General features: G+C 62.8%; 23 protein-coding genes. 11 read left to right on the top strand and 12 right to left on the bottom strand.

Annotated features, from left to right (window positions below):
* Nucleotides 1-103 precede the first annotated feature (103 nt).
* The 3 genes from RFM41_RS12000 to aspS all read left to right on the top strand — a co-directional run bounded on the left by RFM41_RS12000 (nt 104) and on the right by aspS (nt 4,382).
* The gene (locus RFM41_RS12000) at nt 104-862 is read left to right on the top strand and encodes a DeoR/GlpR family DNA-binding transcription regulator (protein WP_320245418.1); all 759 of its coding nucleotides are present in this window, start codon (nt 104-106) and stop codon (nt 860-862) included.
* A 110-nt stretch (nt 863-972) separates the two neighbouring features.
* Nucleotides 973-2,415, top strand: coding sequence for an ATP-dependent nuclease (locus tag RFM41_RS11995; RefSeq protein WP_320245417.1), 1,443 nt, complete (start codon nt 973-975; stop codon nt 2,413-2,415).
* 170 nt (nt 2,416-2,585) lie between these two features.
* Nucleotides 2,586-4,382 carry an aspartate--tRNA ligase gene (aspS, locus tag RFM41_RS11990; RefSeq protein WP_320245416.1) on the top strand — a complete coding sequence of 599 codons (1,797 nt, stop codon included), beginning with the start codon at nt 2,586-2,588 and terminating at the stop codon, nt 4,380-4,382.
* 98 nt (nt 4,383-4,480) lie between these two features.
* Here the strand turns inward: aspS and RFM41_RS11985 are convergent, their stop codons facing one another.
* The gene (locus RFM41_RS11985; protein WP_320245415.1) at nt 4,481-5,671 is read right to left on the bottom strand and encodes an aq_1923 C-terminal domain; all 1,191 of its coding nucleotides are present in this window, start codon (nt 5,669-5,671) and stop codon (nt 4,481-4,483) included.
* A gap of 416 nt (nt 5,672-6,087) precedes the next feature.
* On the opposite strand from RFM41_RS11985, the gene parC reads away from it, so the two are divergent.
* Together parC and RFM41_RS11975 are read left to right on the top strand one after the other, a co-directional pair.
* The gene (parC, locus tag RFM41_RS11980; protein ID WP_320245414.1) at nt 6,088-8,343 is read left to right on the top strand and encodes a DNA topoisomerase IV subunit A; all 2,256 of its coding nucleotides are present in this window, start codon (nt 6,088-6,090) and stop codon (nt 8,341-8,343) included.
* Between the two features lie 250 nt (nt 8,344-8,593).
* On the top strand, nt 8,594-9,790 hold the full coding sequence (locus RFM41_RS11975; RefSeq protein ID WP_320245413.1) for an AI-2E family transporter: 1,197 nt from the start codon (nt 8,594-8,596) through the stop codon (nt 9,788-9,790).
* Here the strand turns inward: RFM41_RS11975 and RFM41_RS11970 are convergent.
* The 4 genes from RFM41_RS11970 to RFM41_RS11955 all read right to left on the bottom strand — a co-directional run bounded on the left by RFM41_RS11970 (nt 9,778) and on the right by RFM41_RS11955 (nt 12,981).
* Nucleotides 9,778-10,674 carry a DMT family transporter gene (locus RFM41_RS11970; protein WP_320245412.1) on the bottom strand — a complete coding sequence of 299 codons (897 nt, stop codon included), beginning with the start codon at nt 10,672-10,674 and terminating at the stop codon, nt 9,778-9,780. The two genes, RFM41_RS11975 and RFM41_RS11970, sit on opposite strands and share 13 nt — an antisense overlap.
* Nucleotides 10,675-10,797: 123 nt before the next feature.
* Nucleotides 10,798-11,562, bottom strand: a complete 765-nt coding sequence (locus tag RFM41_RS11965) for an arginyltransferase (RefSeq protein WP_201415167.1) — start codon at nt 11,560-11,562, stop codon at nt 10,798-10,800.
* A 148-nt stretch (nt 11,563-11,710) separates the two neighbouring features.
* The gene (locus RFM41_RS11960; RefSeq protein WP_320245411.1) at nt 11,711-12,181 is read right to left on the bottom strand and encodes an RDD family protein; all 471 of its coding nucleotides are present in this window, start codon (nt 12,179-12,181) and stop codon (nt 11,711-11,713) included.
* Between the two features lie 107 nt (nt 12,182-12,288).
* Nucleotides 12,289-12,981 (bottom strand): methyltransferase family protein, encoded by a 693-nt coding sequence (locus RFM41_RS11955; RefSeq protein ID WP_320245410.1) that lies wholly within the window; start codon nt 12,979-12,981, stop codon nt 12,289-12,291.
* Nucleotides 12,982-13,140: 159 nt separating this feature from the next.
* Between RFM41_RS11955 and sthA the strand changes: the two genes are divergently transcribed.
* Nucleotides 13,141-14,529, top strand: a complete 1,389-nt coding sequence (gene sthA / locus RFM41_RS11950; RefSeq protein ID WP_320245409.1) for a Si-specific NAD(P)(+) transhydrogenase — start codon at nt 13,141-13,143, stop codon at nt 14,527-14,529.
* Between the two features lie 104 nt (nt 14,530-14,633).
* Here the strand turns inward: sthA and RFM41_RS11945 are convergent, their stop codons facing one another.
* Nucleotides 14,634-15,299: an alpha/beta hydrolase gene (locus tag RFM41_RS11945; RefSeq protein ID WP_320245408.1), complete on the bottom strand. Its 666-nt coding sequence runs from the start codon at nt 15,297-15,299 to the stop codon at nt 14,634-14,636.
* 198 nt (nt 15,300-15,497) lie between these two features.
* Between RFM41_RS11945 and RFM41_RS11940 the strand changes: the two genes are divergently transcribed.
* Nucleotides 15,498-16,682, top strand: coding sequence for an OpgC family protein (locus tag RFM41_RS11940; protein WP_320245406.1), 1,185 nt, complete (start codon nt 15,498-15,500; stop codon nt 16,680-16,682).
* Nucleotides 16,683-16,702: 20 nt separating this feature from the next.
* On the opposite strand, the gene RFM41_RS11935 is transcribed toward RFM41_RS11940, so the two are convergent.
* A complete protein-coding gene (locus RFM41_RS11935) occupies nt 16,703-17,782 on the bottom strand; it encodes a LacI family DNA-binding transcriptional regulator (protein ID WP_320245405.1) in 1,080 nt (359 codons plus the stop codon).
* Between the two features lie 177 nt (nt 17,783-17,959).
* Here RFM41_RS11935 and RFM41_RS11930 point away from each other — a divergent pair, with 177 nt between their 5' ends.
* Nucleotides 17,960-18,103, top strand: coding sequence for a hypothetical protein (locus RFM41_RS11930; protein WP_320245404.1), 144 nt, complete (start codon nt 17,960-17,962; stop codon nt 18,101-18,103).
* Between the two features lie 211 nt (nt 18,104-18,314).
* Here the strand turns inward: RFM41_RS11930 and RFM41_RS11925 are convergent, their stop codons facing one another.
* Together RFM41_RS11925 and RFM41_RS11920 are read right to left on the bottom strand one after the other, a co-directional pair.
* Nucleotides 18,315-18,689 (bottom strand): DUF423 domain-containing protein, encoded by a 375-nt coding sequence (locus tag RFM41_RS11925; protein ID WP_320245402.1) that lies wholly within the window; start codon nt 18,687-18,689, stop codon nt 18,315-18,317.
* A 38-nt stretch (nt 18,690-18,727) separates the two neighbouring features.
* Complete coding sequence (locus RFM41_RS11920; RefSeq protein ID WP_320245401.1) at nt 18,728-19,975, bottom strand: MFS transporter; 1,248 nt, start codon at nt 19,973-19,975, stop codon at nt 18,728-18,730.
* Between the two features lie 115 nt (nt 19,976-20,090).
* Between RFM41_RS11920 and RFM41_RS11915 the strand changes: the two genes are divergently transcribed.
* Nucleotides 20,091-20,756 carry a GntR family transcriptional regulator gene (locus tag RFM41_RS11915; protein WP_320245494.1) on the top strand — a complete coding sequence of 222 codons (666 nt, stop codon included), beginning with the start codon at nt 20,091-20,093 and terminating at the stop codon, nt 20,754-20,756.
* Nucleotides 20,757-20,871: 115 nt separating this feature from the next.
* Nucleotides 20,872-21,843 (top strand): glycosyl transferase family 90, encoded by a 972-nt coding sequence (locus tag RFM41_RS11910; protein ID WP_320245400.1) that lies wholly within the window; start codon nt 20,872-20,874, stop codon nt 21,841-21,843.
* Between the two features lie 7 nt (nt 21,844-21,850).
* Here the strand turns inward: RFM41_RS11910 and RFM41_RS11905 are convergent, their stop codons facing one another.
* Nucleotides 21,851-22,894 carry an aldo/keto reductase gene (locus tag RFM41_RS11905; protein ID WP_320245399.1) on the bottom strand — a complete coding sequence of 348 codons (1,044 nt, stop codon included), beginning with the start codon at nt 22,892-22,894 and terminating at the stop codon, nt 21,851-21,853.
* A 262-nt stretch (nt 22,895-23,156) separates the two neighbouring features.
* On the opposite strand from RFM41_RS11905, the gene ppk2 reads away from it, so the two are divergent.
* The gene (ppk2, locus tag RFM41_RS11900; protein WP_320245398.1) at nt 23,157-24,077 is read left to right on the top strand and encodes a polyphosphate kinase 2; all 921 of its coding nucleotides are present in this window, start codon (nt 23,157-23,159) and stop codon (nt 24,075-24,077) included.
* Nucleotides 24,078-24,266: 189 nt separating this feature from the next.
* On the opposite strand, the gene RFM41_RS11895 is transcribed toward ppk2, so the two are convergent.
* Together RFM41_RS11895 and hemB are read right to left on the bottom strand one after the other, a co-directional pair.
* Nucleotides 24,267-24,914 carry a dihydrofolate reductase family protein gene (locus tag RFM41_RS11895; RefSeq protein ID WP_320245397.1) on the bottom strand — a complete coding sequence of 216 codons (648 nt, stop codon included), beginning with the start codon at nt 24,912-24,914 and terminating at the stop codon, nt 24,267-24,269.
* A 152-nt stretch (nt 24,915-25,066) separates the two neighbouring features.
* Nucleotides 25,067-26,098 carry a porphobilinogen synthase gene (hemB, locus tag RFM41_RS11890; RefSeq protein ID WP_320245396.1) on the bottom strand — a complete coding sequence of 344 codons (1,032 nt, stop codon included), beginning with the start codon at nt 26,096-26,098 and terminating at the stop codon, nt 25,067-25,069.
* Nucleotides 26,099-26,147: the final 49 nt, after the last annotated feature.

The raw sequence follows: 26,147 nt of genomic DNA, 5'->3' as shown, positions 1-26,147 counted from the left end.
ACAACAAGGAGATGTGGCGGGCGAACTGGGTCCGCTTACGACGCTGTTTCTTGCATGAACAGGCAAAACATGCAATAACGTGCACAAATAAACAGGATCGTGCATGCTGACCGAAGAACGGCACCAACTCATTCGCGACCAGCTTGCGACGGACGGAAAGGTGCTGGCGGGCGAACTCGCCAGCCGCTTCGGCGTGTCGGAAGACACCGTGCGCCGCGATCTGCGCGAGCTGGCGAAAGCCGGGCAGTTGCGCCGTGTCTATGGCGGCGCGGTCGCTTCCGCGCCCTTTGCAGCGGCGAGCGTCAGCCAGCGCAGCGCTCATGCGGTCGAGGAGAAGGCACGCCTTGCGAAGGCGGTGGTTGGGCTGCTTGTGGCAGGCCAGTCGCTGTTCATCGATGGCGGCACGACCAACGAGGCGATCGCCAGGGCGATCCCGCGCGATATGGAGCTGACCGTCGCCACCAATTCGCTGGGTGTCGCCTCGGCGCTTGCTGGCCTTCCCTTGGTCGAGCTGATCGTGCTCGGCGGACGCTATGTGCCCGATCTCGGCACCTGCGTCGGCGCCGACACGCTCGCCGCCGTGGCGCAACTCGGCGCCGATCTGTTCTTTCTGGGATCCTGTGGGCTGGATGTCGCGCGCGGCGTCACCGCCTTCGATTCGGCCGAAGCCGAAGTGAAGCGCACCATGGCGAAAAACAGCGCCGGCATCGTCATCGCCGTCACCAACGACAAGCTCGCCACCGCCGCGCCCTACCGCGTGGCGGGAGCGGATGCGATCCGCCATCTCGTGGTGGAAAAGACCGCGCCCGCCGCCACGCTCGCCGATTTCCAAAGCCAGGGCATCGCAATACACTTTGCGTGACCTAAGCAATCTGTCCGCAACAAAGTCGAGACACTTATTCGACGAGCGGCTTATACCTCTTGCATGCGCTTACAGCGAATGGCACCCTTAAAAGAAAATAGGGGGATGCCATGGATTATGCAGAAGTCAACACTATCCGAGACCAGTTTCAAGCCGGTCTGTGGCCGCAGTTTCTTCAGATGGTGTCAATAAACGGGCTTCGCGGTTGGACTGGGCAAGCCGTAGAGTTTAATTTTCCTGTTGTGGCTATTGTGGGAGAGAATGGAAGCGGCAAAAGTACGTTGTTGAAGGCCGCAACGTGTGTCTACAACCAGGAGAATAAAGATAAGAAGTTCTATCCATCCGCGTTTTTTGTTGACACTCACTGGGACGCGATAAAGGGCGTGACCCTCACGTACCGAGTGAAGAGAGGGCACAATATAGATACTTTTCGTGTCTCGAAACCTACGAAACGCTGGAGGGATCCTGAAAACCCTCCCAAGAGAAATGTATATTTACTTGATATCTCAAGGACGCTGCCACTGGACGCGTCTGCCGGCTACGCAAAGATAGCTAGGTCGGCGGCTGCCGAGATTGAAAGCGATGAGATCAATGATGAATTTAGGCAGCGCCTCTCACATGTTTTAGGGAGGACGTATCAAAAGGCGAGATTTGCTACATCCGACGTCGATGCGCGTAGGCAAATTGGTGTTCTGCAACGAGAGTGGGGAGAGGTTTCTCAATTCCATCAAGGGGCCGGCGAAGATGCTACCCTGGATTTGTTTAGAATACTTCAAAACGTGCCCAATAACGCCCTTCTCGTCATAGATGAGGTTGAGGCATCACTTCACCCTCGCGCTCAGCGGCGATTGACGCGCTTTCTGCTTTGGCTTTCACGCCAGCGACGAGTTCAAATAATCCTATCGACGCATAGCCCCTACGTCCTTGAGGAGCTTCCCCAAGAGGCTCGAGTTCTTCTACTACCTGGGCCGCAGGGCCTCAGCGTCGTCTATGGCGCATCACCCGAATTTGCGATGAGTCGATTGGATGATGAAGTTCACCCCGATGCTCATGTCTTCGTAGAAGATAGGAATGCAGAAATATGGCTTCGTGAAATACTTGCATCGTCGCCGGAGACGTCAGAATTATTGCATCGGATTGAGATAAATCCCGTTGGCCCTGCGAACGTCGTTGGGATGCTTGGAAGTCTTGGAAAGGCAGGAAAACTTCCTTACAAATCTCTGGCAATAACTGATGGTGATCACCCGTATCAGGATTGTCAAAAATTACCTGGTGATCTAGCGCCAGAGAGGGTTGTTTTTAATGCCCTCAAGGCGATTGGTTGGTCAAATTTGCCAGATAGGTTTGGGATTGGTGCAGGATCACTGTTTACGGCTCTCGAAGATGCTTTGCTGGAGCCGGATCATCATAAATGGCCGACACTGGTGGGTAACCAAGTTGCAAAAAGCGCAACGAGTGTCTGGGAAATCCTTTGCACTGAATGGAGTAGGTCCTGCTTAGATAAGAACGTAAGACAGGATATCGCGTCAGCTATTATCGCCGCGATCCAGTGATCGATGCCGCCCAGTTGCATTGAGTCCACGTGTCGTCTCCGACTGAAGAGCAGATGTGTGGAGGGCGATATTGCCTGTGTGACCGCTTGCCTTGACAAAGCCGGCCTCTCATGCGCTTTTCGCGCCAATTTTCGAGCCGGGCAGATGCCCGCAATTTCCGGACTTTACCCATGACCACGCATCGTTACCGCAGCCACACCTGTGCCCAGTTGAGAAAGAGCGACGTCGGCAATTCCGTCCGCCTGTCGGGCTGGGTGCATCGCGTGCGCGACCATGGCGGGCTGCTCTTCATCGATTTGCGCGACCATTACGGCCTGACCCAGATCGTCGCCGATCCGGATTCGCCGGCCTTCAAGGTCGCCGAGACCGTGCGCGGCGAATGGGTGATCCGCGTCGACGGCGATGTCAAGGCGCGGCTGCCGGAGACCGTCAATGCGAACCTGCCGACCGGCGAGGTCGAGATTTTCGCGCGCGAGATCGAAGTGCTGTCGGCCGCCAAGGAACTGCCGCTGCCGGTGTTCGGCGAGCCGGAGTATCCCGAAGACATCCGCCTGAAATACCGCTTCCTCGACCTGCGCCGCGAGACGCTGCACAAGAACATCGTCGCGCGCACGAAGATCATCGCCGAGATGCGCAAGCGCATGGGGGAGGTGGGCTTCACCGAGTTCTCGACGCCGATCCTCACCGCGTCGTCGCCGGAAGGCGCGCGCGACTTCCTGGTGCCCTCGCGCATCCATCCCGGCACCTTCTACGCGCTGCCGCAGGCGCCGCAGCAGTACAAGCAGCTGATCATGGTCTCCGGCTTCGACCGCTATTTCCAGATCGCGCCCTGCTTCCGCGACGAGGACCCGCGCGCCGACCGTTTGCCCGGCGAATTCTACCAGCTCGACCTCGAGATGAGCTTCGTCGAGCAGGACGACGTGCTCTCCACCATGGAGCCGGTGCTTCGCGGCGTCTTCGAGACCTTTGCCGCCGGAAAGCCGGTGACCCAGGAATTCCGCCGCATTCCCTATGACGAGGCGATGCGCACCTACGGCACCGACAAGCCGGACCTGCGCAACCCGATCGAGATGCAGGCGGTCTCGGATCATTTCCGCGAGTCCGGCTTCAAGGTGTTCGCCAACATCCTGGCCAACGACGCAAAGGCCGAGGTCTGGGCGATTCCCGCCAAGACCGGCGGCAGCCGCGCCTTCTGCGACCGCATGAATTCCTGGGCGCAGGGCGAGGGCCAGCCGGGTCTCGGCTACATCTTCTGGCGCAAGGAAGGCGAGAAACTCGAAGGCGCCGGCCCGATCGCCAAGAACATCGGCGAGGAGCGCACCGAGGCGATCCGCCAGCAGCTCGGCCTTGCCGACGGCGATGCCGCCTTCTTCGTCGCCGGCGACCCGAAGAAATTCGTTACCTTCGCGGGCGCCGCGCGCACCCGCGCCGGCGAGGAGCTGAACCTGGTCGACCGCGAGCGATTCGAGCTCTGCTGGATCGTCGACTTCCCGTTCTTCGAATGGAACGAGGACGAGAAGAAGATCGACTTCGCCCACAATCCGTTCTCGATGCCGCAGGGCGGCATCGATGCGCTCAACGGCCAGGAGCCGCTCGGCATCAAGGCGTTCCAGTACGACATGGTCTGCAACGGCTTCGAGATCGCATCGGGCGGCATCCGCAACCACCTGCCCGAGACCATGGTCAAGGCGTTCGAGATGGTCGGCCTGGACCGCGCGACGGTGGAGGAGCGTTTCGGCGGCCTCTACCGCGCCTTCCAGTATGGCGCGCCGCCGCATGGCGGCATGGCGGCCGGCGTCGACCGTATCGTCATGCTGCTCGTCGGAGCCAAGAACCTGCGCGAGATCACCATGTTCCCGATGAACCAGCAGGCCTACGACCTGCTGATGAACGCACCGTCGGAAGCGACCCCGCAGCAGCTGCGCGAGCTGTCGCTGCGCGTCGCGGTGGCCAAGAAGGAAGGCTAGGACTCAGAGCCAAGCCTTTCTTTCTGCTCGGAGAAGCAGCATCAACAGAAAAGCCCGGCATCGCTGCCGGGCTTTTCGCATGGAACTGACGCGTTCAATCAGTCCTGGTTTGCCTTGACCTTGACGCCCAGCGTCTTGGGCAGGTCGAGCGGATTGGACATGGCGCCGGCCATGATCAGCGCGAACGGCACCGACGACGGCGGCTCGGCCGAGATTTCCAGGCTCTTCGGATTGTCGAGGAAGGTGTTGACCGCCGTGGAAACCTCCGCCGTCAGCTCGGGATTGTTGAGCTGCGCCATGCCGAAAGGCACGATCGCCTTGGCCTGGTTGGCGACGTCCTTGCCCGACATGCCCTGCTGCTTGCCGACATAGTCGAGCACCTTGCCGGTCAGCGAATCGTCCTTGTAGCGGATCGATGCGCCGTTAAAGGAAAGCTGCTGCATCAGGCCGAGCATGGCCATGCCTTGCGCGGATTTGTCGGCGCCTTCCGGCTGGGCGGCGAGCTGCTTCTGCATGGCCTGCATCGACTTGATGAAGTCCAGCGTATAGCCGCCGAGGTTGAAGGTCATGCCGAGCGTGCCGGCGTTCTCGACCGAGATGTCATATTTCGACAGCTCCATCTTGCCGTCGCTCGGCTGCCAGGTGCCGGCCATCGCAATGTTGCCGGAGATGTTCTGATAGCCCAGCGCCTCGATGGCTTCCTTCGACTTGGGGTCGTCGACCAGCGACAGGTCGGCGGTGAATTTTTGGGTGTTGGCGGTGAAGTCCATCGCCTTGCCGTCGGCCGGCGGGGTGATCTGGACGGCAAGCCCGTCCATCGCGAACGCCGTCTTGTCGCCGACCTTGACCGTCATGTTGGCGAGCTCCGCCGACTTGTACATCATCAGCGAGCCGAGCGGATCGGTGCCGCCTTCGGCCGGGACCTTCATGCCATGGATGACCACCGGGCTGAGGTTGAGCGTCACGCCGTCCTTGCTGTGCTCGAAGGGCGAGGTCGAGACGGTGGCGATCTCAAAGCCGCCATTGGCTTCGCTGACTCCTTCCAGCTTCACGTCGCCGATGGGCAGCGCTTCCTTCTCGGCGGCCGGCTTGATGGAAACACCTTGCAGCGTGGCGTTCGAATCGTCGCCGGAGACACCGGTCCAGGAAATGTCGACGCCCTGGGCGGCAAGGGCTGCCTTGATGCGCTCGGCCACCGCCGGATCGGCGGCGAAGGCAGCATTCAGCGGCAGTGTCAGCAAAAAGGTCGAAAAGGCCAGCTTCTTGAGCGTTGAGCGTTGGATTGTCATGGCGAGTTCCCTGTCCTGATTTGGCTATGATGAGATTTGTTTTTGAAACCTGCTTCATCACCATTCCGTGACGAACGGGACGGGAAAAAGGCATTTCCCGGCACATTTGTCGAAAATGGCGACGAAAAGCAAACGCCGGTCGGCAGCCATTATGCGATGCGGTGAATTTGTCATGAAGGCCGCGGCCCCTTCCGCCAGCGCGTTGCATGCCAGATAGCGGCCGCATGTAACGGATTGATGTTGGTCGGCGTCATGATGCCGCCGCAGCCTGTTGCAGATCGGCGGCAAATTGCAGCCGCCGCCCCGGCGCTTCCGTGAAACCCTTCACACCGCCGGCTGCGCGTTGTGGCCGCGACCAATGCGCCGATGTTCACGCGGCGCTTGCCGCGAATCACCCGCTCGGCTAGTCCAAATCCATGGGAAAGAGGCTTTTGCCGCCTGATGACAATGGCGGCGGCGACAAAATCGAACCGGTCGATCTGAAGGAAGCGCTCGAGCGGCGCTATCTCGCTTACGCGCTGTCGACCATCATGCACCGGGCACTGCCGGATGTGCGCGACGGACTGAAGCCGGTCCATCGCCGCATCATGCATGCCATGCGGCTGCTGAGGCTCAACCCCGATCAGGGTTTTGCCAAATGCGCCCGCATCGTCGGCGACGTGATGGGTAAGTTCCATCCGCATGGCGACCAGTCGATTTACGACGCCCTGGTGCGCCTCGCGCAGGACTTCTCGATGCGCTACCCGCTGGTCGACGGGCAGGGCAATTTCGGCAATATCGACGGCGATAACGCCGCCGCCATGCGCTACACCGAAGCGCGCATGACCGAGGTGGCGAGCGAGCTGCTTGACGGCATCACCGAGGACGCGGTCGATTTCCGGCCGACCTACAATGAAGAGGACGAGGAGCCGTCCGTTCTCCCCGGCGCCTTCCCGAACCTGCTCGCCAATGGCTCCTCCGGCATCGCCGTCGGCATGGCGACCTCGATCCCGCCGCATAACGCGGCCGAGCTTTGCGACGCGGCACTCCATCTGATCGAGCATCCGGAAGCGCCGGTGGCGAAGCTGATGGATTTCGTCCAGGGACCGGACTTCCCGACCGGCGGCATCATCGTCGACAGCCGCGCCTCGATCCTCGAAGCCTATGAGACGGGCCGCGGCGGTTTCCGCGTGCGCTCCAAATGGGGCCAGGAGGACCAGGGCAGGGGCACCTGGAGCATCGTCGTCACCGAGATCCCCTACGGCGTGCAGAAGGCCAGGCTGATCGAGAAGATCGCCGAGCTTTTGATGGCGCGCAAGCTGCCGCTGCTCGAAGACATCCGCGACGAGAGCGCGGAAGACATCCGCATCGTTCTGGTGCCGAAGAGCCGCACCGTCGATCCCAGCATCCTGATGGAATCGCTGTTCAAGCTCACCGAGCTCGAAAGCCGTTTCCCGCTCAACATGAACGTGCTGTCGCGCGGCAAGGTGCCGAACGTCCTGTCGCTCAAGGGCGTGCTGAAGGAGTGGCTCGACCACCGCCGCGAGGTTCTGGTCCGCCGCTCGAAATATCGTCTCGGCGAGATCGAGAAGCGGCTGGAAATCCTTGCTGGCTACCTGATCGCCTATCTGAACATCGACGAGGTCATCAGGATCATCCGCGAGGAGGATGAGCCCAAGCAGGTGATGATGGCCCGCTGGTCGCTCACCGACAACCAGGCCGAAGCCATCCTCAACATGCGCCTGCGCGCCCTGCGCAAGCTTGAAGAGATCGAGATCCGCAAGGAATTCGACGGCCTCACTGCGGAGAAGAAGCAGATCGAGGCCTTGCTTGCTTCCGACGCTAAGCAATGGGCGACGATCAAATGGGAAGTCGCCCAGCTTCGCGACAAGTTCGGCCCCGAGACTGAGCTCGGCAGACGCCGCACCCAGTTCGCCGACGCGCCCGAGCACGACCTGACGGACATCGCGCATGCCATGATCGAGCGCGAGCCGGTCACGGTGGTGGTGTCGGAAAAGGGCTGGCTGCGCGCCATGAAGGGCCACCTGACCGATTACTCGCAGCTCGCCTTCAAGGAAGGCGACAGCCTGAAGCTCGCCTTCCATGCCCAGACCACGGACAAGATCCTGGTCTTCACCACCGGCGGCAAGTTCTACACCATCGGCGCCGACCGGCTGCCGGGCGGGCGCGGCCATGGCGAGCCGATCCGCATCATCGTCGACATGGAAAACGACCAGGACATCGTCACCGCCTTCGTCCACGATCCGAAGCGCAAGCTGCTGCTCGTCTCCTACGACGCCAATGGGTTCGTCGTTTCGGAGGAAGAGGTCGTCGCCAACACCCGCAAGGGCAAGCAGGTGATGAACGTCAAGGCGCCGGACGAAGCCAAGCGCTGCATCCCCGTCTCCGGCGACCATCTCGCCATTGTCGGCGAGAACCGCAAGATGCTGGTCTTCCCGCTTGCCGAAATCCCGGAAATGGCGCGCGGCAAGGGCGTGCGGCTGCAGAAATACAAGGACGGCGGCGTGCTGGACCTGAAGACCTTCACGCTGGAGATTGGGCTCTCCTGGCAGGATTCGGCCGACCGCACCTTCACCAAGTCGCGCGAGGAACTGGCCGAGTGGATCGGAGCGCGGGCCGCTGCCGGCCGCATGGTGCCGAAGGGTTTCCCGCGGACGGGCAAGTTCGGGTAGCGCGACGCCAATCTCCCCCCTTGAGGGAGAGATGTCGCTGAAGGCGACAGAGGGGGTCGCTGCGCGTGAAGCGCCAACCTCCTCCGTTGGCGAAGGCGTTGGCGCTCCATGCGCGGCGACCCCCTCTGGCCTGCCGGCCATCTCCCCCTCAAGGGGGGAGAGACCAATCATTTGGACTATCGTCACGATTGCTGCACTATGATGGTGCATAAGCACCCATTGAACCATCGGGCAGGGGAGAAACGCCGGGTTGAAGCGGGCCGAGATCCAGAAGCCGGGACAGCGCCTGTTTGGCCTGTCGACGCCGTTAAGAGCGGCGGTCATCCCGCCGCTGTCGGCGGCGCGCTGGCTCTTGGTGCTGATCGTCGCCGCCGGCGTCTATTTCTTCCACGGGTTCCTGTTCCCGGTCCTGGCCGCCCTCGTCATCGCCTTCGCCAGCTGGCCGCTCTACCGCAGGCTGCTTGTCGCCGTCGGCGGCAACCGCACCATAGGCGCGACGCTCGCGATCCTTTTCATCCTCACTTTCCTGGTCGTGCCGATCGCGCTCGCCGGCACCTATGCTATCAACGAGTTGCGCGAGTGGGTCACCTGGGCGATCGAGACCAATCGGCACGGTGCGGTGACGCCGCAATGGATCGCCACCATGCCGGTGGTCGGCGAATGGCTGAACGAGCAGTGGACGGCCTATCTCGGCCATCCCGGCGGCATCGGTGAGTTGATCCAGATGATCAGCGGCTCCAACATCGGCACCATCTATCGCGGCGCCTTGGCCGCCGGCGGCAGCGCCTTCGGCCTGTTGCTGACGCTTCTGTTCATGATGATCGCGCTGTTCTTCGCCTATCGCGACGGCGAGTCTTTCGCGGCCCAGGTCGATCGCCTCGGCGAACGGATCCTGCCGACGCGCTGGGAGCGGATTTCGCGTGTCGTGCCGGCAACCATCTCCTCGACCGTGACGGGCATGACCATCATCGCCATCGGCGAGGGCCTTGTGCTGGGCATCGCCTACTGGCTCGCGGGCGTGCCGTCGCCGGTTACGCTCGGCGCGCTCACCGGCATCATGGCGCTGATCCCGGGTGGCGCGCCGCTCTCCTTCACTCTGGTGTCGATCTATCTTGCCGCCAGCGGCAATGTGATCGCCGGCGCGGCGCTCTTCACTTGGGGCGCGGTCGAGCTCTTCATCGTCGACAAGACCTTGCGGCCCAAGCTCGTCGGCGGGCCGATCAAGCTGCCTTTCCTGCCGACTTTTTTCGGCCTGATCGGCGGCGTCAAGACGATGGGTTTCCTCGGCCTGTTCATCGGCCCTGTCTTGATGGCGCTGCTCGTCGCCATCTGGCGCGAATGGCTGCGCGAGGTCGAGTTGATGGACGAGATCCCACCAATCGATGAGGCCGGCGGGCCGCCCCGGATCGAGGCGACCGCCGAGCCGAGGAAGATTCAGGCCGGGTGATGCACCGCGAGGTCCGCACGGCGCTTGCGGCCCTCATGCAACTGCCAAAGCGAATGCGCGACCAGCGTTACGATCATGATGCCGCCGCCAATCAGGCTGTTGCGTGACGGTGTCTCGGCGAAGATCATCCACACCCAGACCGGCGCCAGGATCGTTTCAAGGAGATAGAACATCGCGACTTCCGCGCCCGAGATGTATTTCGGCCCATTGGCGAGGCAGAAGAATGCGATCGGCATGACGACGCCGCCGTTCAGGATGATCCACCACGGGGCTTCGACTTGAAAGCCGGTCCTGGCGACCATGAACGCCGCCACCCCGAAAGGCAGGATGACGCCGATCAGCGCGGTGAAGCCCATGTCCTTGTCGCTGGCGCGCGAGATGGTGATGGCGCAGGCAATCAGGAAGGCCGAGCACAATGCCATCAGGTCGCCGAACAGATATCCGGTGCCGACGGAATCGCCGACGATGATGGCTACCCCGACGATCATCAGCGCCATTGCGGCCAGCGTCAGCGGCCGCGGCCGCTCCTTCAGGAACAGCCACGACAGCAGCGCCGCGAAGACGGTGTTGAAGGCCAGGATGAAGACCAGATCGGCTGTCGATGTGTGGTAGACGGCCGTCATGAAGGCGACCGCGCCGAGCCCGTAGATCACGGCCACGACCAGCCCCGACCGGCCAGGTATGAGCTGCGGCGCGTCCTTGCTGTATGAGCGCCAGACGGCCCACATGATCAATGCGGCCGCGAGGGTGCAACCTGTGCGCAGCAAAAGGATGGTCCACGCCTCGCCATGGGCGAGCCGGATCAGCGGGATATCGATGCTCAACACCAATCCGCCGACGGCGGTGACCAGGAGACCCTTCTGGTGATCGGTGTGGGAAGACATGGGATCGTTCTCGAAACAATACGGAAGCAAGGGCTGGCGCGATTGCACATTTCTCGCGTGAGGGCGCAAGACCAGCGTCTTCTCCCTTGAAACACTATAAAGGGCGGGTTCGGGAAAACTGTTTTAGCGACTGACCGCTTCGTGGTCGTAGCGTTCCCAGCCTTTCGGGCCGAGATGCTCCTGCGGCATGAAGCGCATCTTATAATTCATCTTGCGCGAGCCGTTGACCCAGTAGCCGAGATAGACGTGGGGCAGGCCCATCGCCTTGGCGCGGGCGATGTGGTCGAGGATCATGAATGTGCCGAGCGAGCGGTCCTCGAAGTCGGGACTGAAGTAGGAATAGACCATCGACAGGCCATCGGCCATCTTGTCGGTGAGCGCGACGGCTATCAGCTCGCCATGGCCCTTGCCGGTGATGAACGTGTCGGGGCCGCGCCGCCGGTATTCGATGATCTTGGTGTCGACATGCGTGTCCTCCACCATCATCGCATAGTCGAGCACGGTCATGTCCGACATGCCGCCGCGACGATGGCGGGCGTCGAGATAGGCGCGGAAGAGCGAATATTGCTCGGTCGAGGGCTGCGCGTCATGCATGGCACCGACGAGGTCGGCATTGCGCTGGACGACGCGGCGCATGTTGCGGCTGGGGTCGAATTCCTGCGCCAGGATGCGCACCGATACGCAGGCGCGGCACGATTCGCAGGCCGGACGGTATGCGATGTTCTGCGAGCGCCGGAAGCCGCCTTGCGTGAGCAGGTCGTTCATCTCCGGCGCCTTGTCGCCGACAAGGTGCGTGAACACCTTGCGCTCGAACTGTCCCTCCAGATAGGGGCATGGCGACGGCGCGGTCAGGAAGAACTGCGGCGACTGGGTCGGATGCTGCGTCATCTAATCTTGGAAACGCTCCTGCGAATCGCCCTACCTTTGGCCCGGCCGGCGAAAAATTCAACAGGATTGTGCTGACGCGACGGCCTGGACCTGTTCATATTTTGGCGCAGGCGGCGCGGCGGTTCAATGAACGCGGCCTTGGACACCCTCAGACATCGGTGCGGGTGACCACGGTGCCGAGCAAAAGGTCGTGCAGCGTGCGCTTGCGGTCGGAGAACAGCGTGACCAGCAGCACCAGCGGCGTCAAGATGACGTTGCCGGCCCAGAACAGCACCGAATGGACCACGGCGGTCATGCCGTCGATGCGGCTGCCGTCGAGCTTCTCCAGGCGGATACCCATGATCTTCATGCCGGTCGTCGCCTGGTCGCGGCTGCCCAGCGTGTTCCAGATGTAGAGAATGGCGACCAACGGCACCAACACCGAAAACAGCGCCCAGCCAAGGCCGAAAGTCAACAGCCCGAGAATGGCGACCAGGATGGCGAAGGGAATGGTCAGAAGCGCGACGAAGAAATAGTCGAGCAGGAAGGCAAAGATACGCCTTGTCCGCACCCCGCGATAGGCGCGGGTGTCCTCGAACCTGGTCGTGATGATCTCGCCATCCAAAACGCGTGCGTTCATGTCCGTTCCTCGATTGCGGCATCCACAACGAGATGCCTGCCGCCTTCTCAAATGGTGAGAGCGGCCTGGAATTCAAGGAACATGCCCGTCGGCCGGTGGGCGCGATGTCAAAAGATACCGGGGCAGAGCCTGTAGCGAACCCGGCCGAGATAGTCGCGATACTCCTGCGTCAGCGCCAGGATACGTTCCTCTCGCAGGATGCGATGGATCTGGAACAGGGTGATGATCGCGTAGACGGTGAAATTGTAGACCGAGAAGCTCGACATCAGGAAAAGGACGTGTCCCGCCAGGTAGCCGGCATAGATCGGGTGGCGAACGAAGCGGTAGGCGCCGCCGGTGACGACGCCGCGATTGGCAGGCAGGATGGCGAAGGAGCGGCCGAGTGACATCTTGCCCCAAATCACGAGCCATAGTGCCAGGAACTGCAGCGGTGCCGCGATATAAAGCGGGATGACGGCGGCGCCGTCCTGGAGCGAGACGAAGCCCGAGCCGAAACCGGCTGTCAGCGAGATGAATACCGTGAAAGGGCTCCAGTCGCGGACAATCGGCCGTCGTGCCAAAAGCAGCCAGATGAAAGTCAGCGCGTCTGAGATCATGAGCAGCAGGATGTTCAGCCGGCCGGGATCGATGACCAGATGACGCACGCCGCGATAGACGAAGATTGCCGCGACTGCCAGCGCAATGAAGCGGAACAGGCCTTCGCGCAGGTCGGTAAGGACCGCGCTGCTCTGAAGGCCGGACTGGAAACCCGTCTCTGTGCCAGGCAGCGCATCGCCTTTGGAAATCGCCAATTCTGCCACCCCGATGGTTCCCTTAGCGCGGACCATTGCACGTAAGCCTTGCCGTCCGGTTAAGGTTTCGCTTGCATTGGTGGATTCGTCTGCCGAGGAAATGTGTTGCCTGTTGAACATGACATTCTTCCCGGTCTAGCTTGCTGCGGCGCACAAAGGGGACGGGACATGGACTACGACATGGTGGTCATCGGCAGCGGCCCTTCGGGGCGCCGCGCCGCGGTGCAATCGGCCAAGCTCGGCAAGTCTGTGCTGGTGGTCGACAGGGGCCGCCGCCTGGGCGGCGTCTCGGTGCATACCGGCACCATCCCATCGAAGACGTTGCGCGAGACGGTGCTCAACCTCTCGGGCTGGCGCGAGCGCGGCTTCTACGGACGCGGCTACCGGGTCAAGCAGGACATTTCGATCTCGGATCTGGTCGACCGGCTGCACAAGACACTCGACCATGAGGTCGAGGTGCTGCAGCACCAGTTCATGCGCAACACGGTAAGGAGCGCGCGCGCCGCGGTAAAATTCCTTACGCCCAACAAGGTCAGCCTGACCGCCGACAACGGCGACTACAGCGAGGTCGGCTTCGCCAATGCGTTGATCGCCGTCGGCACCAGGCCGCACCGCCCGGCCGACGTGCCCTTCGACAAGAAACGCGTTTTCGACAGCGACGAGATGCTGGAGCTCCACCATCTGCCGCGCACGCTGACGGTGATCGGCGCCGGCGTCATCGGCGTCGAATACGCCACCATCTTTTCCGCGCTCGACGTGCCGGTGACACTGGTCGAGCCGCGCAACACCATCCTCGACTTCATCGACCGCGAGATCGTCGACGACTTCATCCACCAGATGCGCGACCGCGGCATGACCATCCGGCTCGGCAGCACGGTGAAGGAGATCGCCTCGAAACCCGACCATGCCGAGGTGACGCTTGCCGATGGCCGCACCATCCGCTCCGAGATGGTGCTCTACGCCGCCGGCCGCACCGGCAACGTCGCCAGCCTCGGCCTCGACCTGGTCGGCATCGAGGCCGACGCCCGAGGCCGCATCAAGGTCGACCCGCACACTTTTCAGACCAGCGTGTCGAACATCTACGCGTCCGGCGACGTCATCGGCTTCCCGAGCCTGGCTTCGACCTCGATGGAGCAGGGAAGGGTGGCCGCCTGCCACGCCTTCGGCGTCAACCTGCCGCCGCCGCCCGAGAGCTTCCCCTATGGCATCTACGCCGTGCCGGAGATCTCGACGGTCGGTCTGTCGGAAGAGCAGGTGCGCGAAAGCGGCGCCGCCTATGAGGTTGGCCTGGCGCGCTTCCGCGAGACCTCACGCGGCCACATCATGGGTGTCTCAAGCGGCTTCCTGAAGCTGTTGTTCTCTGTCGAGACGCGCCGCCTGCTCGGCGCCCACATCGTCGGCGAGGGCGCCACCGAGCTCATCCATATCGGCCAGGCGGTGATCAATCTCGGCGGCACGGTCGACTTCTTCGTCAACAACACCTTCAACTACCCGACGCTGGCGGAAGCCTACAAGATTGCGGGTTTGGACGCCTGGAACCGGATGGGGCAGGGGTAGGGGTTTCTCCGGGAGGCCGCTCGAATAGTCTGCCACGAGGCGCTTTTTTGAGAACGGCCTCGACCTCTTGATTGCTGGCACCGAAGCCCGCCGGGCCAGCACAGTCAGACGGCCGCTATAGGCGCTGCCAGCCACTGCCGCACGATCGCGGCGTCCGCATCGCCGAACTCATGGCCCGAGGCGATGATGCGCGCGTCGACCTCGGCGCGGCGCTCGCTGAACAGCGCCACCAGGGCCGGCGCGAACGGACCGTAGGTCTGGTCGGCAGCGCCGGCGATGATCAGCACGCGGCTGCCGCCGAGGTCGGTCATCGGCGAGGCGTCGAGCACCGGCATTGCCCGCAAGAGCGCCGCCTGGCTGACAATGCCGGGATGGAGCAGCATCAGGCTGGAGACCACATTTGCGCCGTTCGAATAGCCAAGGAAGGTCGCACGCTTCAGGTTGAGCCCATGTCGCCGCACGGCTTCCGTCGCGAACTGGGCATAGGCGGCCGTCTCTGCGCGTATGGAGACCTGGTCGAAACTGGTCGGCGTGATTCGCTCGAACCAGCGAAATCCATCCTCTTGGCGGATGCGGCCGCGCGCCGCGACAATCACCGAACGCGGCGCGATCTGCCTCGCCAGTGGCAGCATCGTCGTCTCGTCCACACCCGACCCATGCAGCACGAACAGGCACTCGCCGCTTGCGTTTGCCGGCTTCAGCAGACGGTAGGGAAATGTGAGATCGCCACGCAGGATACTGTTTTCGTCGTTATATTCGGGAACGCTCATATCCATTTGATTCCATGAGAGATTCATTGATTTGCCGGCTTCAAAACGGAATATTTTCGCGCTCCGCGAAAGTTGATTGAACCAGGCGCATTTCAGTCCGTTTCTGCGGCAATACACTCCCCATGGGAGGAATCGAAGCGGTGCGCCCCGGGGGTCGCATTGCTGGCTATGAACAACCAGCTTTGAGGCCTTTTGTCGATGACCACCCCTGTTCCTACCGATCGCGACAAGCGTGACACACGTATCGACGTGTTGCGCGCGCTCGCGTTGCTCACCATTTTCGTCGACCATGTGCCCGGCACCGTCTTCGAGAACTGGACCTACAAGAATTTCGGCTTTTCCGACGCGGCCGAAGCCTTCGTGCTGATCTCCGGCATCTCGGTGGCGCTGGCCTATGGCACGAAGTTCAAACCAGGCGGCCGGTTGCTCGCGACCTTGAAGATGTGGCGGCGCGCCGGTGTGCTCTACATCTCCCACATCGTCATCACGATGGTGGTGATCGCGCTGTTTTGTGCCGCCGCGCTGCTCGCGCACCGTCCGGAAATGCTGACGATGATCAACATCGAGCCCTTGATGAAGAACACGCCGCAGGTGCTGCTCGGCATCGTCACGCTTGGCCACCAGCTCGGCTACAACAACATCCTGCCGGTCTATGCCGCACTGCTTCTGGCGGCGCCCGCCTTCGTGCTGTTCGTCAGCTGTCGGCCGGTGCCGGCGCTGATCGTGTCCGGCCTGCTCTGGCTCGTCGCCGGCATCTGGCAGATCGCGCCGCCGAACTATCCCGAGTCCGGCTTCTGGTTCCTCAACCCGCTGTCCTGGCAGTTCCTGTTCAACATCGGCCTTGCCGCCATGCTGCATGTGAAGCGCGGCGGGCGGATCCCGGTCAATCCGTGGCTGTTGGGTGCTGCCGGAATCTATGTGGCCGGCGCGGCGATCTGGGTGCACAGCCCGCTCTGGGGCCAGATCACTTGGTTCAACCTGCCGGTGGTGATCGGCGGCTTCGACAAGACGTTCCTGTCGTTGCCGCGGCTCTTGCACATTCTATCGGTCAGCTATCTGGTCGTGGCGCTGCCGGCGGTCTCCAACTTCTTCCGCGTCCGGCCCGACAATCCTCTGGCGATCCTGGGCAAGCGCTCTCTGCCTGTGTTCATCGCCGGCACGCTGCTTGCCATGGCGGCGCAGGTGCTGAAGCTGATCAACCCGGGCGGCCTGGCCTACGACACGCTGCTGATCGCGGCCGGCATCGCCATGCAGCTCGCACTTGCGCTCTACCTCGAGTGGCTCGCCGGCCTCGGCCCGTCCCGCGCCAAGCCGGTACGCGAGGAGCCTGCGCGTGCGCCATTCGGCGCGCAACCGGTGCCGGCGAGAATAGGCGGCTACTGATGCGGATCGCCTGAGCCTGCTCAGACTCTCGGAGCCGGTCCGGTCGAGCTTCTGACGATGAACTCGACGCCCATCGTCTCGCGCCGCACCGTACCGTCATGGTCGAGGATCATGTGTGCGGCGCGGCGGCCGATCTCGGTGATCGGCTGGGCGATCGTGGTCAGCGGCGGTGTGGACAGCGCGCCGTCCGGCACGCCGTCGAAGCCGACGATCGAGACATCGCCGGGAACGTCGAGGCCTCGGGCTTTCAGCCAGTCGATGGCGATGAGCGCCATGCGATCCGACATCGCCAGGATGGCGGTCGGTGGTTCGCTCTTGGCGAAGATCGCCTCGAGGCCGGCCCTGGTGCTCTTTTCCTCGTTCTCGGTCTCATAGACCGGGATTTTCGCTGTATCGATTCCGAAGCGGGAAAGCTCCTCGAAATAGCCGGCAAGGCGATCGCGCGTGCCGGTGTAGACCGCGCTGCGCACCACTTCCGGCGTCGCGAAGCCGGTGCGATTGTCGGCGAAGCCGAGCGACAGGACGGCGAAGCGGCGATGGCCAAGCTCGGCGAGATGGCGCGCGGCGAGCCGCGCACCAGCGACATTGTCGACACCGATGGCCGATACGGTCTCGTCCTGGAATCCGAGCTCCAGCGCAACGAAAGGCAACTTGCGCTCGCGCGTCAGGTCGACAAGGCGCGAGCCGCCTTCGATGCAAAACAGCACAAATCCGTCGACGAGCGCGCTCTGGATGTTCCAGGAGAGCTTCTCCTGATTGGCGGCCGACACCAGCGCGATGCCCGCGCCGGTGGCGTCGCAGGCTTCGGAAATGCCGGCCATCATCACGCGGGCGAAGGGATCGTCGAAGAAATAGGAGAGGGGCTCCGTGGTGGCGACGCCGATGGCGTTGACCTTGCCGGCGCGCAGCAGCCGGCCTTTCGGGTCGGGACCGGCATAGCCCATCTGCTCAGCGACCGCCTTGACCCGCTCGCGCACTTCGGCGCGCACGATCTCGGGGCGGCTGAAAACATTCGAGGCCGTGCCATGCGAGACGCCGGCGGCCTTGGCGATGTCGGCCAGCCTGATCGGCCTTGCCTGGCCTTCCAGGAGTGATGCCATGTCGTTCCTCCGAATCCGGTCATGTGACGACCATGACCGCTGAATTGTCGTCGGTCATCTAACAATTTTGTTGGATCGATTCAAATTCTCACTTGACGCAGCGTGACCGAAGAGTATGATTTGAATCGATCCAAGGTATCCGCTTCATGACGGAGCGAGTTTCAATAGGAGGGCGCCATGCATCCGGTGAGCTATTTGTTCGAGGATATCTACCGCAACGACTGGGGCATTGCCTCGGCCGCCGCCAGCGAGAAGCGGCGCGGCAGGGTGGGTCCCTGGCGCCGTGAGCCTCGCTTCCTTGTGGAGCGCAAGCGCGGCTGAACCGCCGCCATTTTTCGCGCCTATCTCTTGGATCGATTCAATTACGAGAAGGAGCAGCCATGCATCCGATTGGTCATCTGTTTCAGGACATCTACCGCAACTATTGGGGCATCACGCCCGGAACCGAGCAGCCCGAGCGGTGCTGCCGTGACGAACGGCCTGCGCAGGAGCGCAAGCGGCGGACAAGCCGAAAATAGCTGCCGAAAGTAATCTACAGCCGCGGGCGCCATAGCGCCGAGACGGCGATCGCGATCCAGCCGGCGATCAGCAGGGTGCCGCCGATCGGCGCCGACATCGGGAACAGCCGCGAGGCGAGAAAGTCGCGGGCGAGCAGATCGCCGCAGAACAGAAGCAGGCCCGCGAGCAGGACGAGGCTGGCGATCCTGAGGCAGCGGTTGCCGCCGGCGAGGCCGATGACAAGGAACACCGGCGCATGCATCAGCAGGAAATTGGCCGCCGTGCCGGTGAAGGCGCCGCCGCGATGCGCGGCCGCCGCCGACAGCGCCACGCCGGCCGCGCCGACGAGGCCGGCTGCCAGTACAAAGGCGCGGCTCCCGCCGTTTGACGCTTGCCCGGTAAGGCTCATCTTGGACGCTCCATGCTGCGGTTGGGCGAATAGGCCGGTCAGGACTCGCCGGCCTCGAGCAGCATATGCCGCGCCCGGCGCGACTGGACAATCCAGTTGTAGACGGCGCCGAGCGCCATCAGCACCGACGTGCCCAGAAACACCGCGCGCATGCCGAAATGCCCGCCGACGAAGCCGCCGGACAGCGGTCCCGCGACCTGGCCGACATACTGCGCCGAGATCGCCAGTCCCAGCACATTGCCGCCGATCCCGTCGGGGATGTTGTGGCGGATGACGCTGGTGATGCAGGGCAACAGCCCGCCAAGCGCCAGGCCCATCAGGAAGCGCAGGCCGATCAACTGCCAGCCATTGGTGACGAAAGCCTGCGGGATGAGCAGCAATGCCGAGACCGCCAGCGCGCCGACCACGACGTTCCAGTGGCCGACGCGGTCGGCGAGTTTCCCCAACCAGGATGAAGACAGGATGGTGCCGAGCGCCGCCGCTGACATGACGACGCCCGCAACCATGGTCACCTTGCTCTGGTCCTCGACGAGTTGCTGCACATAGACGGTGATGATCGGCTCGATCGACATGGTGGCGAAGGCAAGCAGCATGCCGGTGGCCAGCATGGCGACCACCGGCCGCTTGTCGGGGATCTGCGACCAGCCGCTTTTCGGCTTCGCCGTCGAGGCGGGCTTGGGCGCCGGCGGATTCTCCTTGATCAGGAACGTCGTCGCCAGGAACGCCAGGAAGATGACGCCGCCGGAAAGCAGGAAGGTCGCGCGGATGCCGATCAGCGGCGGCAGCAGGCCGCCGAGCAGCGGTCCGACCAGCGAGCCCGCCGTGATGCCCGCCGCCAGCACGCCCAGCGCCCAGCCCGAGCGCTCCTTCGGCGTCTGCATCGCGACCAGGATCGTGGAACCCGACGAATAACCGCCGGCGAAGCCGATCAGCAGCCGAAGCAGCACCAGTTGCCACACGCTTTGGACCATGCCGGTCAGCGACATGCAGATCGCCATGCCGAACGAAGCGCGCACCAGCATCAATTTGCGGCCGTAGCGGTCGCCCAGCCGTCCCCACAAGGGCGCGACCAGCGCCGCGGCAAAAAAACAGGCGCCGTATGCGATGCCCGACCACTGAACGATCGCCGAGTGGCCTTCGGCGCCGAGCTGCTCGACATAGAGTGGCAGGAACGGCAGCAGCAGCGTCATGGCGACAAGCGTGCTGAACGAGCCGGCGAAGCAGATCGCAAGGTTGCGCCGCCAATGGATGTTGAAGCCGCTTTGTCCGGATTCGTTCGGCGTCATGTCTCACATGCCAATGCTGGGGTTGTGACGGATACCAATTTGGGATACCAAATTGGTATCCGTCATGGACCTGACATCAGCCGCTGTCAATGCGGCTTTGGAAAGCGGAATGACAATGTCGCAGATGCAGAATGTCGAAAGGCAGCTTCGCGAGATGATCCTCGGGCTGGAGATCGGCCCGGGCGAACGTTTGACCGAGCGCTGGATCGAGAGCCGGTTCGGCGCTTCGCGCACGCCGGTGCGGGCGGCGCTGCTGCGCCTGGAAACGGAAGGGCTGATCGGCCGCGACGGCCGTGGCTGGACGGTGGCGCCGATCAATCTCGCCGAGCTCGGGCAGATCGCCGTCTACCGCGAGGCGGTCGAAGTTGCGGCGGTTCGCCTGACGGCGGCGCTCGAAGACCGCAGCGGCATCGACGTGATCGCGGCGATGCTCGATTCCTGCGGCGCCGAGACGCCGCGCGAGGAATGGCATCGCGTCGGCCTGGATTTCCACATCGAGCTAGCAAGGCTTTCAGGCAACGAGTTCCTGCTCAGAGCCGTTCGCGACGCGATGACCAGGCTGTCGCGGGCGCGCTGGCTGGAGGTGCGCGATGAAGAAGCCCTCGGCCGCGCCTGGGCCGAACATCACGCCATCCTCGCTGCCGTCAGGAGCGGCGATGCCGAGCAAGCGGCGCGGCTGCTTTCCGCTCACATTGCCGGCAGCCGCGATCGGCTGGTCGCTTCGCTGCATGACGACCGCCGCGGTCTGCGCGCAAGAGGGTTCGCGGTCGTCGCGGCGTAAGTTGTCGTGTCGTCATTCGCATTAGCAGGCTTGCAACATGGCCGAGAGAATGCTGTAGGAGACGAGGGGGATGAAGGCAGACTACCATTGACCATTTTGCTGAATTCGCGGACGCATGGCCTCACTCTCCCGAACCGCCGCAAAGCTGTTCTACTACGCGCGCAATTTCGCGCGTGACCGCGCACCGCAATCGCTGTTCCGCGACCGTCTGGCCAGCCGGCTCGAGCAGGCAAGGCTTTCGGGCAAGACGGTTCGCGAGCGACTGAACTACTACAACAAGCTGGAACAGCCGTTCGTGCCCAGCCCGGACGCCATGGCAGTCCGCAAGCTGCCGACCGCCTCCAGCATGTATTATTATGACCTCAAGGAATTCGCCCGCTATTTCGATCCGGGCCTGCGGATCGATTTCGAATTCGGCGACGTCGTCGGCGTTCCGGAACTCCCGAGGATCGTCAAGGACCGGCCCATCGGCGACGACAATGCGAACGGCGTGCTGATGAAGCTGAACAAGTTCCGTCACTTCTACATGCCGCCCGACAAGCTGTCTTTCGCCGACAAGCGCCCGATGGTGGTCTGGCGCGGCCATCTCAACAACCCTCTCCGCACCCGCTTCGTGGAAAAGGCCGCCGATCTGCCCATTTGCGATGCGGGTTCCCACAGGGCCGACGCGCCGGACGGATACCGCAAGCCGTTCCTGAACATCGAGCAGCAGCGGCGCTATCGCTACATCGTCTCGCTCGAAGGCAATGACGTCGCGACGAACCTGAAATGGATCATGAGCTCCAATTCTCTCTGCCTGATGCCTGAGCCGACCTATGAAACCTGGTTTGCGGAAGCCCGGGTCGAGCCCAACGTCCACTATGTGCCGCTGCGGCAGGATTTCTCCGACCTGGTCGACAAGGTGGCCTATTTCGAAAAACATCCCGCCGATGCGGAGCGGATAACCGCCGCCGCCAACGCCTATTGTCGCGAATTCGGCAATGAGCGGGACGAGCAGGCGATCTCGCTGCTCGTCCTCTATAAATATTTCGTGCTGAGCGGGCAGATAAAGCCCGACGCGGAAGTCTGGCGCTTTATCGCCGGCTGACCACGGGTTAGATAGCGCTGCGGTCGAGCACCTTGTCGGCCGGCCCGAACCGGTCCCTGGCCGTGAACTGCTGGTGCCAGTAGGGATAAAGCACCGGCGGCCGGCTGACCACGTCAAGCCGCTGCCGTTCTTCCTCCGAAAGCGAAAGGCTGGCCGCGGCGAGATTGTCCTTGAGCTGCGCCTCGTTGCGGGCGCCGATCACCAGTGAGCTTACGGCCGGGCGGCCGAGCAGCCAGGCAAGCGCCACCTGAGCGCCTGAGACGCCGCGCGCCTTGCCGATGTCGGAGAGCACGTCGACGATGCGCCACAGACGATCCTCATCGCGGATCGGCGGCTCCGTCCAGCCGCCGAGCTGGCGCGCCGTTGGGCTGTCGCGATGGTATTTTCCAGAAAGCAGCCCGCCCGCCAGCGGGCTCCAGACCAGCACGCCGAGACCCTGGTCGACCGAGATCGGCAGCAATTCATATTCGGCTTCGCGCGCTTCCAGCGTGTAGTGGATCTGCTGGGTGACGAAACGGGCCTGATGGCGGCTGTCGCTGACCGCAAGCGCCTTCATCACCTGCCAGCCCGAGTAATTGGAGCAGCCGATGTAGCGGATCTTGCCCTGGTTGACCAAGGTGTCGAGCGCCGCGATCGTTTCCTCGACCGGGGTGAGCCCGTCCCATTGATGGACGAAATAGATGTCGATGACATCGGTCTTGAGCCGCTTCAGGCTCTTTTCACATTCGCGGATCAGATGGTGGCGCGACAGGCCTTCGTCATTGGGACCAGTGCCGATGCGCATGCGCGCTTTCGAGGCGATCAGCACGTCGTTCTTGCGCTTGCCGCCAAGCGCCTTGCCGATGATCTCTTCCGACAACCCGTTGGAATAGACGTTTGCCGTGTCGATGAGGTTGATGCCGGCATCGATGCAGGTGTCGATGATGCGGCTGGCCTCTGCGAGATCGGAATTGCCGACGGCGGCGAAGGGACCGGCGCCGCCGAAGGTCATGGTGCCAAGCGTCAATGTCGAGACTTTCAAGCCGGATCGGCCCAGCGTGCGGTATTCCATGTCGGTCCTCGCAATTTTGTTTGAAGAAGCGCCGTGGCGAGCGCCCGAAAGAGGCGAGGGGATTTGTAGGACAATTCCCGCCGCTTGTCGCCCCGCTATCGATACGGGTCGATCACATATCTTCTATACCGATCCTCGCTGCCGGTCGATTGCAATAAAACCGTCATTGCGCCTCTGTATCTCAGTCGGCTCAAGGAACGTCCGTCCGGAGCCGGCGCGGATTCCGAAGCGATGATGGCTGACAGGCAGACGGAGTTGCGCGATGAATGAACTGAAACCGAATTCCGGGGCGAAGGACTGGCTCGAAGCCGAACTCGAGGACACGCTCGACGAGGACTATGAGCTGGAGATTTCCGAACCGGCGCTCTCGCTCGAGATCGCCAAGATCTACAAGAAGTCGCATCCGCCTTCCATCGAGCGGATGACCTATTTCCGCGAGCTGCTCCGGCTGCAGTCCGAGCTGATCAAGCTGCAGTCATGGGTCGCCTACCACAAGAAGAAGCTGGTGGTGGTCTTCGAGGGCCGCGACTCCGCCGGCAAGGGCGGCGTCATCAAGCGCATCACGCAGCGGCTCAATCCGCGCATCGCCCGCGTCGTGGCGTTGCCGGCGCCGACCGAACGCGAGAAATCGCAATGGTATTTCCAGCGCTACGTACCGCATCTGCCCGCCGGCGGCGAGATCGTGCTGTTCGACCGCTCCTGGTACAACCGCTCCGGCGTCGAGCGCGTGATGGGCTTTGCCGATGACAACCAGGTCGAGGAGTTCTTCCACGACGTGCCGGAATTCGAGCGCATGCTGGTCCGTTCCGGCATCACGCTGGTGAAATACTGGTTCTCGATCACCGACGAGGAGCAGCAGATGCGCTTCCTGATGCGCATCCACGATCCGATGAAGCAGTGGAAGCTCTCGCCCATGGACCTGCAGTCGCGTGTGCGCTGGGAGCAATACACCAAGGCCAAGGAAGAAACCTTCGCCCGAACCAACATTCCGGAAGCGCCCTGGTTCATCGTCGAGGGCAACGACAAGAAGCGGGCGCGGCTGAACTGCATCGACCATCTCTTGCAGCAGATGCCGTATGAGGAGGTCCCGCACGAGGAGATCACGCTGCCGGAGCGTGTCTTCAACCCGTCCTACGAGCGCCAGGTCCTGCCGCGCGAGCTTTACGTGCCGGGGAAGTATTGAGGCTGTGGAGCTGTGATCTCCCCCCTTGTGGGGGAGATGCCCGGTAGGGCAGAAGGAACACTGCCTATCGGTAGGTAGCGGCCTGCCGAAACAGCGGAAACAGAACTGCTATGAACTGAAGCGCTGGCGGGACAGCGCCCCCCTCTGGCCTGCCGGCCATCTCCCCCACGAGGGGGGAGATTACGCCAGTCACGCCCGCCCGATCGTCACATGCGTCGCATAGGCGGTCGCCACTTGCTCGGTGCAGCGGTATCCCAGCTTCACCATGTCGAGGCCGGCGAAGAGATTCTCGCCCGAGCCGAGCAGCACTGGCGAGATCGCCAGGTGCATCTCGTCGATCAGCTTCTCCTGCAGATATTGCCGGATGGTCGAAACGCCGCCACCGACGCGCACATCCCTGCCGCCGGCTGCTGCCTTCGACTGTTCGAGCGCCGAGTGGATGCCGTCGGTGACGAAGTAAAAGGTCGTGCCGCCTTCCATCTCGATCGGCGCGCGCTTGTGATGCGTCAGAATAAAGGTCGGCACGTGGTAGGGCGGGTTGGGACCCCACCAGCCTTTCCAGTTATCGTCCGGCCATTCGCCGCGGCTCGGCGCGAACATGTTGCGGCCGAGGATCCAGGCGCCGACATTCTCGAAGCTGCGCACGGCGAAGCCGTCATCGGCATCGGTGGTGCCGCCGTCCTTGCCGAGCACCATCTGGCGAAAGGTGCGGGTGCCGACCATCCATTTGTGCAGATTTTCGCCACCGACACCGAGCGGATGTTCAAGCGTCTGATCGGGACCGGCGCCATAGCCGTCGAGCGATAGGGTGAAAGCGTTGACACGCAGCTTGGACATGATCGTCTCCACAACCAATTGTTCTTTGCAAGCGGTTATGGACTAACTTAACCGATTGCAGATTGCAAACAGTTGTTCTCGGATCGAGCGACTTCTACCACAGGCTGGTGACGTCAACTGACTACGATCGCAAAGGGCTTGTCGCCAGGCACCTAGCCCTTCAGCATCTGCGCTACCACCGGCGCGAAATAGGTCAGCACGCCGTCGCAGCCGGCGCGCTTCAGCGAAAGCAGCGATTCCAGCATCGCCTTCTCGCCATCGATCCAGCCATTGGCGGCGGCTGCCTTGATCATCGAATATTCGCCCGACACCTGATAGGCGAAAGTCGGCATCTGCAGTTCGTCCTTCAGCCGGCGGATGATGTCGAGATAAGGCAGGCCGGGCTTCACCATCAGCATGTCGGCGCCTTCGGCGAGGTCCTGCTCGGCCTCGCGCACCGCCTCATCCGAATTGGCGTGGTCGATGTAGTAGGTCTTCTTGTCGCCCTTGAGCAGGCCGGCGGTGCCGACCGCCTCGCGGTAGGGGCCGTAGAAGGCCGAAGCGAACTTCGTCGCATAGGACATGATCGCCACGTCCTGGAAACCATTAGCGTCGAGCGCGTCGCGGATGGCGCCGATGCGGCCGTCCATCATGTCCGAAGGCGCGATGATGTCGGCCCCGGCCGCGGCCTGGATGACGGCCGCCGCGGCGACCTGCTCCACTGTCTCGTCATTGACGATGATGCCGTCGCGCAGGATGCCGTCATGGCCGTGGCTGGTGAACGGGTCGAGCGCGGCATCGGTGATGATGCCGATCTCCGGCACCGCGTCCTTGATGGCGCGGGTGGCGCGGTTGATGACATTGTCCGGGTCGAGGATGTGCGAGCCGGTCTGGTCGCGCAGCGCAAGCTCGACATTGGGGAAGGTGGCGATGGCCGGAATGCCGAGCTTGGCGGCGCGCTCGGCTTCCTTCACCGCAAGATCGACGCTCAGGCGATAGACGTCGGGCATGGCGGCGATCGGCTCGCGCGTGTTCTTGCCGTCGACCACGAAGATCGGCCAGATCAGGTCGTTCACCGAAAGCTGGTTCTCCTGCACCAGCCGGCGCGACCAGTCGGCCTTGCGCATGCGCCTGAGCCGCCGGCTGCCGGTGATCTCGTCGACGCTGCGCGTGCCGGCAGGCTTTGCGGGGGTGAATTTGTTCATGGCTGAAACTCTCTTTTGCGTCGGCTTTTACCATGCGTCTCCGCCGCTG

This window comes from Mesorhizobium vachelliae, from assembly GCF_033977325.1.
GTDB lineage: Bacteria > Pseudomonadota > Alphaproteobacteria > Rhizobiales > Rhizobiaceae > Mesorhizobium > Mesorhizobium vachelliae.
This window is presented reverse-complemented; position numbering and strand designations above follow the sequence as displayed.

Excerpts from the sequence above, each read along its gene's own strand:
- RFM41_RS11985 (WP_320245415.1), bottom strand. The coding sequence starts at position 5,671 with ATGACAATCCAACGCTCAACGCTCAAGAAGCTGGCCTTTTCGACCTTT.
- RFM41_RS11895 (WP_320245397.1), bottom strand. The coding sequence starts at position 24,914 with ATGTCCAAGCTGCGTGTCAACGCTTTCACCCTATCGCTCGACGGCTAT.
- RFM41_RS11925 (WP_320245402.1), bottom strand. The coding sequence starts at position 18,689 with ATGAGCCTTACCGGGCAAGCGTCAAACGGCGGGAGCCGCGCCTTTGTA.
- parC (WP_320245414.1), top strand. The coding sequence starts at position 6,088 with ATGGGAAAGAGGCTTTTGCCGCCTGATGACAATGGCGGCGGCGACAAA.
- RFM41_RS11920 (WP_320245401.1), bottom strand. The coding sequence starts at position 19,975 with ATGACGCCGAACGAATCCGGACAAAGCGGCTTCAACATCCATTGGCGG.
- RFM41_RS11995 (WP_320245417.1), top strand. The coding sequence starts at position 973 with ATGGATTATGCAGAAGTCAACACTATCCGAGACCAGTTTCAAGCCGGT.
- ppk2 (WP_320245398.1), top strand. The coding sequence starts at position 23,157 with ATGAATGAACTGAAACCGAATTCCGGGGCGAAGGACTGGCTCGAAGCC.
- RFM41_RS11930 (WP_320245404.1), top strand. The coding sequence starts at position 17,960 with ATGCATCCGGTGAGCTATTTGTTCGAGGATATCTACCGCAACGACTGG.
- sthA (WP_320245409.1), top strand. The coding sequence starts at position 13,141 with ATGGACTACGACATGGTGGTCATCGGCAGCGGCCCTTCGGGGCGCCGC.
- RFM41_RS11940 (WP_320245406.1), top strand. The coding sequence starts at position 15,498 with ATGACCACCCCTGTTCCTACCGATCGCGACAAGCGTGACACACGTATC.
- hemB (WP_320245396.1), bottom strand. The coding sequence starts at position 26,098 with ATGAACAAATTCACCCCCGCAAAGCCTGCCGGCACGCGCAGCGTCGAC.
- RFM41_RS11965 (WP_201415167.1), bottom strand. The coding sequence starts at position 11,562 with ATGACGCAGCATCCGACCCAGTCGCCGCAGTTCTTCCTGACCGCGCCG.
- RFM41_RS11915 (WP_320245494.1), top strand. The coding sequence starts at position 20,091 with ATGTCGCAGATGCAGAATGTCGAAAGGCAGCTTCGCGAGATGATCCTC.
- RFM41_RS11910 (WP_320245400.1), top strand. The coding sequence starts at position 20,872 with ATGGCCTCACTCTCCCGAACCGCCGCAAAGCTGTTCTACTACGCGCGC.
- RFM41_RS11960 (WP_320245411.1), bottom strand. The coding sequence starts at position 12,181 with ATGAACGCACGCGTTTTGGATGGCGAGATCATCACGACCAGGTTCGAG.
- RFM41_RS12000 (WP_320245418.1), top strand. The coding sequence starts at position 104 with ATGCTGACCGAAGAACGGCACCAACTCATTCGCGACCAGCTTGCGACG.
- aspS (WP_320245416.1), top strand. The coding sequence starts at position 2,586 with ATGACCACGCATCGTTACCGCAGCCACACCTGTGCCCAGTTGAGAAAG.
- RFM41_RS11970 (WP_320245412.1), bottom strand. The coding sequence starts at position 10,674 with ATGTCTTCCCACACCGATCACCAGAAGGGTCTCCTGGTCACCGCCGTC.
- RFM41_RS11945 (WP_320245408.1), bottom strand. The coding sequence starts at position 15,299 with ATGAGCGTTCCCGAATATAACGACGAAAACAGTATCCTGCGTGGCGAT.
- RFM41_RS11935 (WP_320245405.1), bottom strand. The coding sequence starts at position 17,782 with ATGGCATCACTCCTGGAAGGCCAGGCAAGGCCGATCAGGCTGGCCGAC.
- RFM41_RS11905 (WP_320245399.1), bottom strand. The coding sequence starts at position 22,894 with ATGGAATACCGCACGCTGGGCCGATCCGGCTTGAAAGTCTCGACATTG.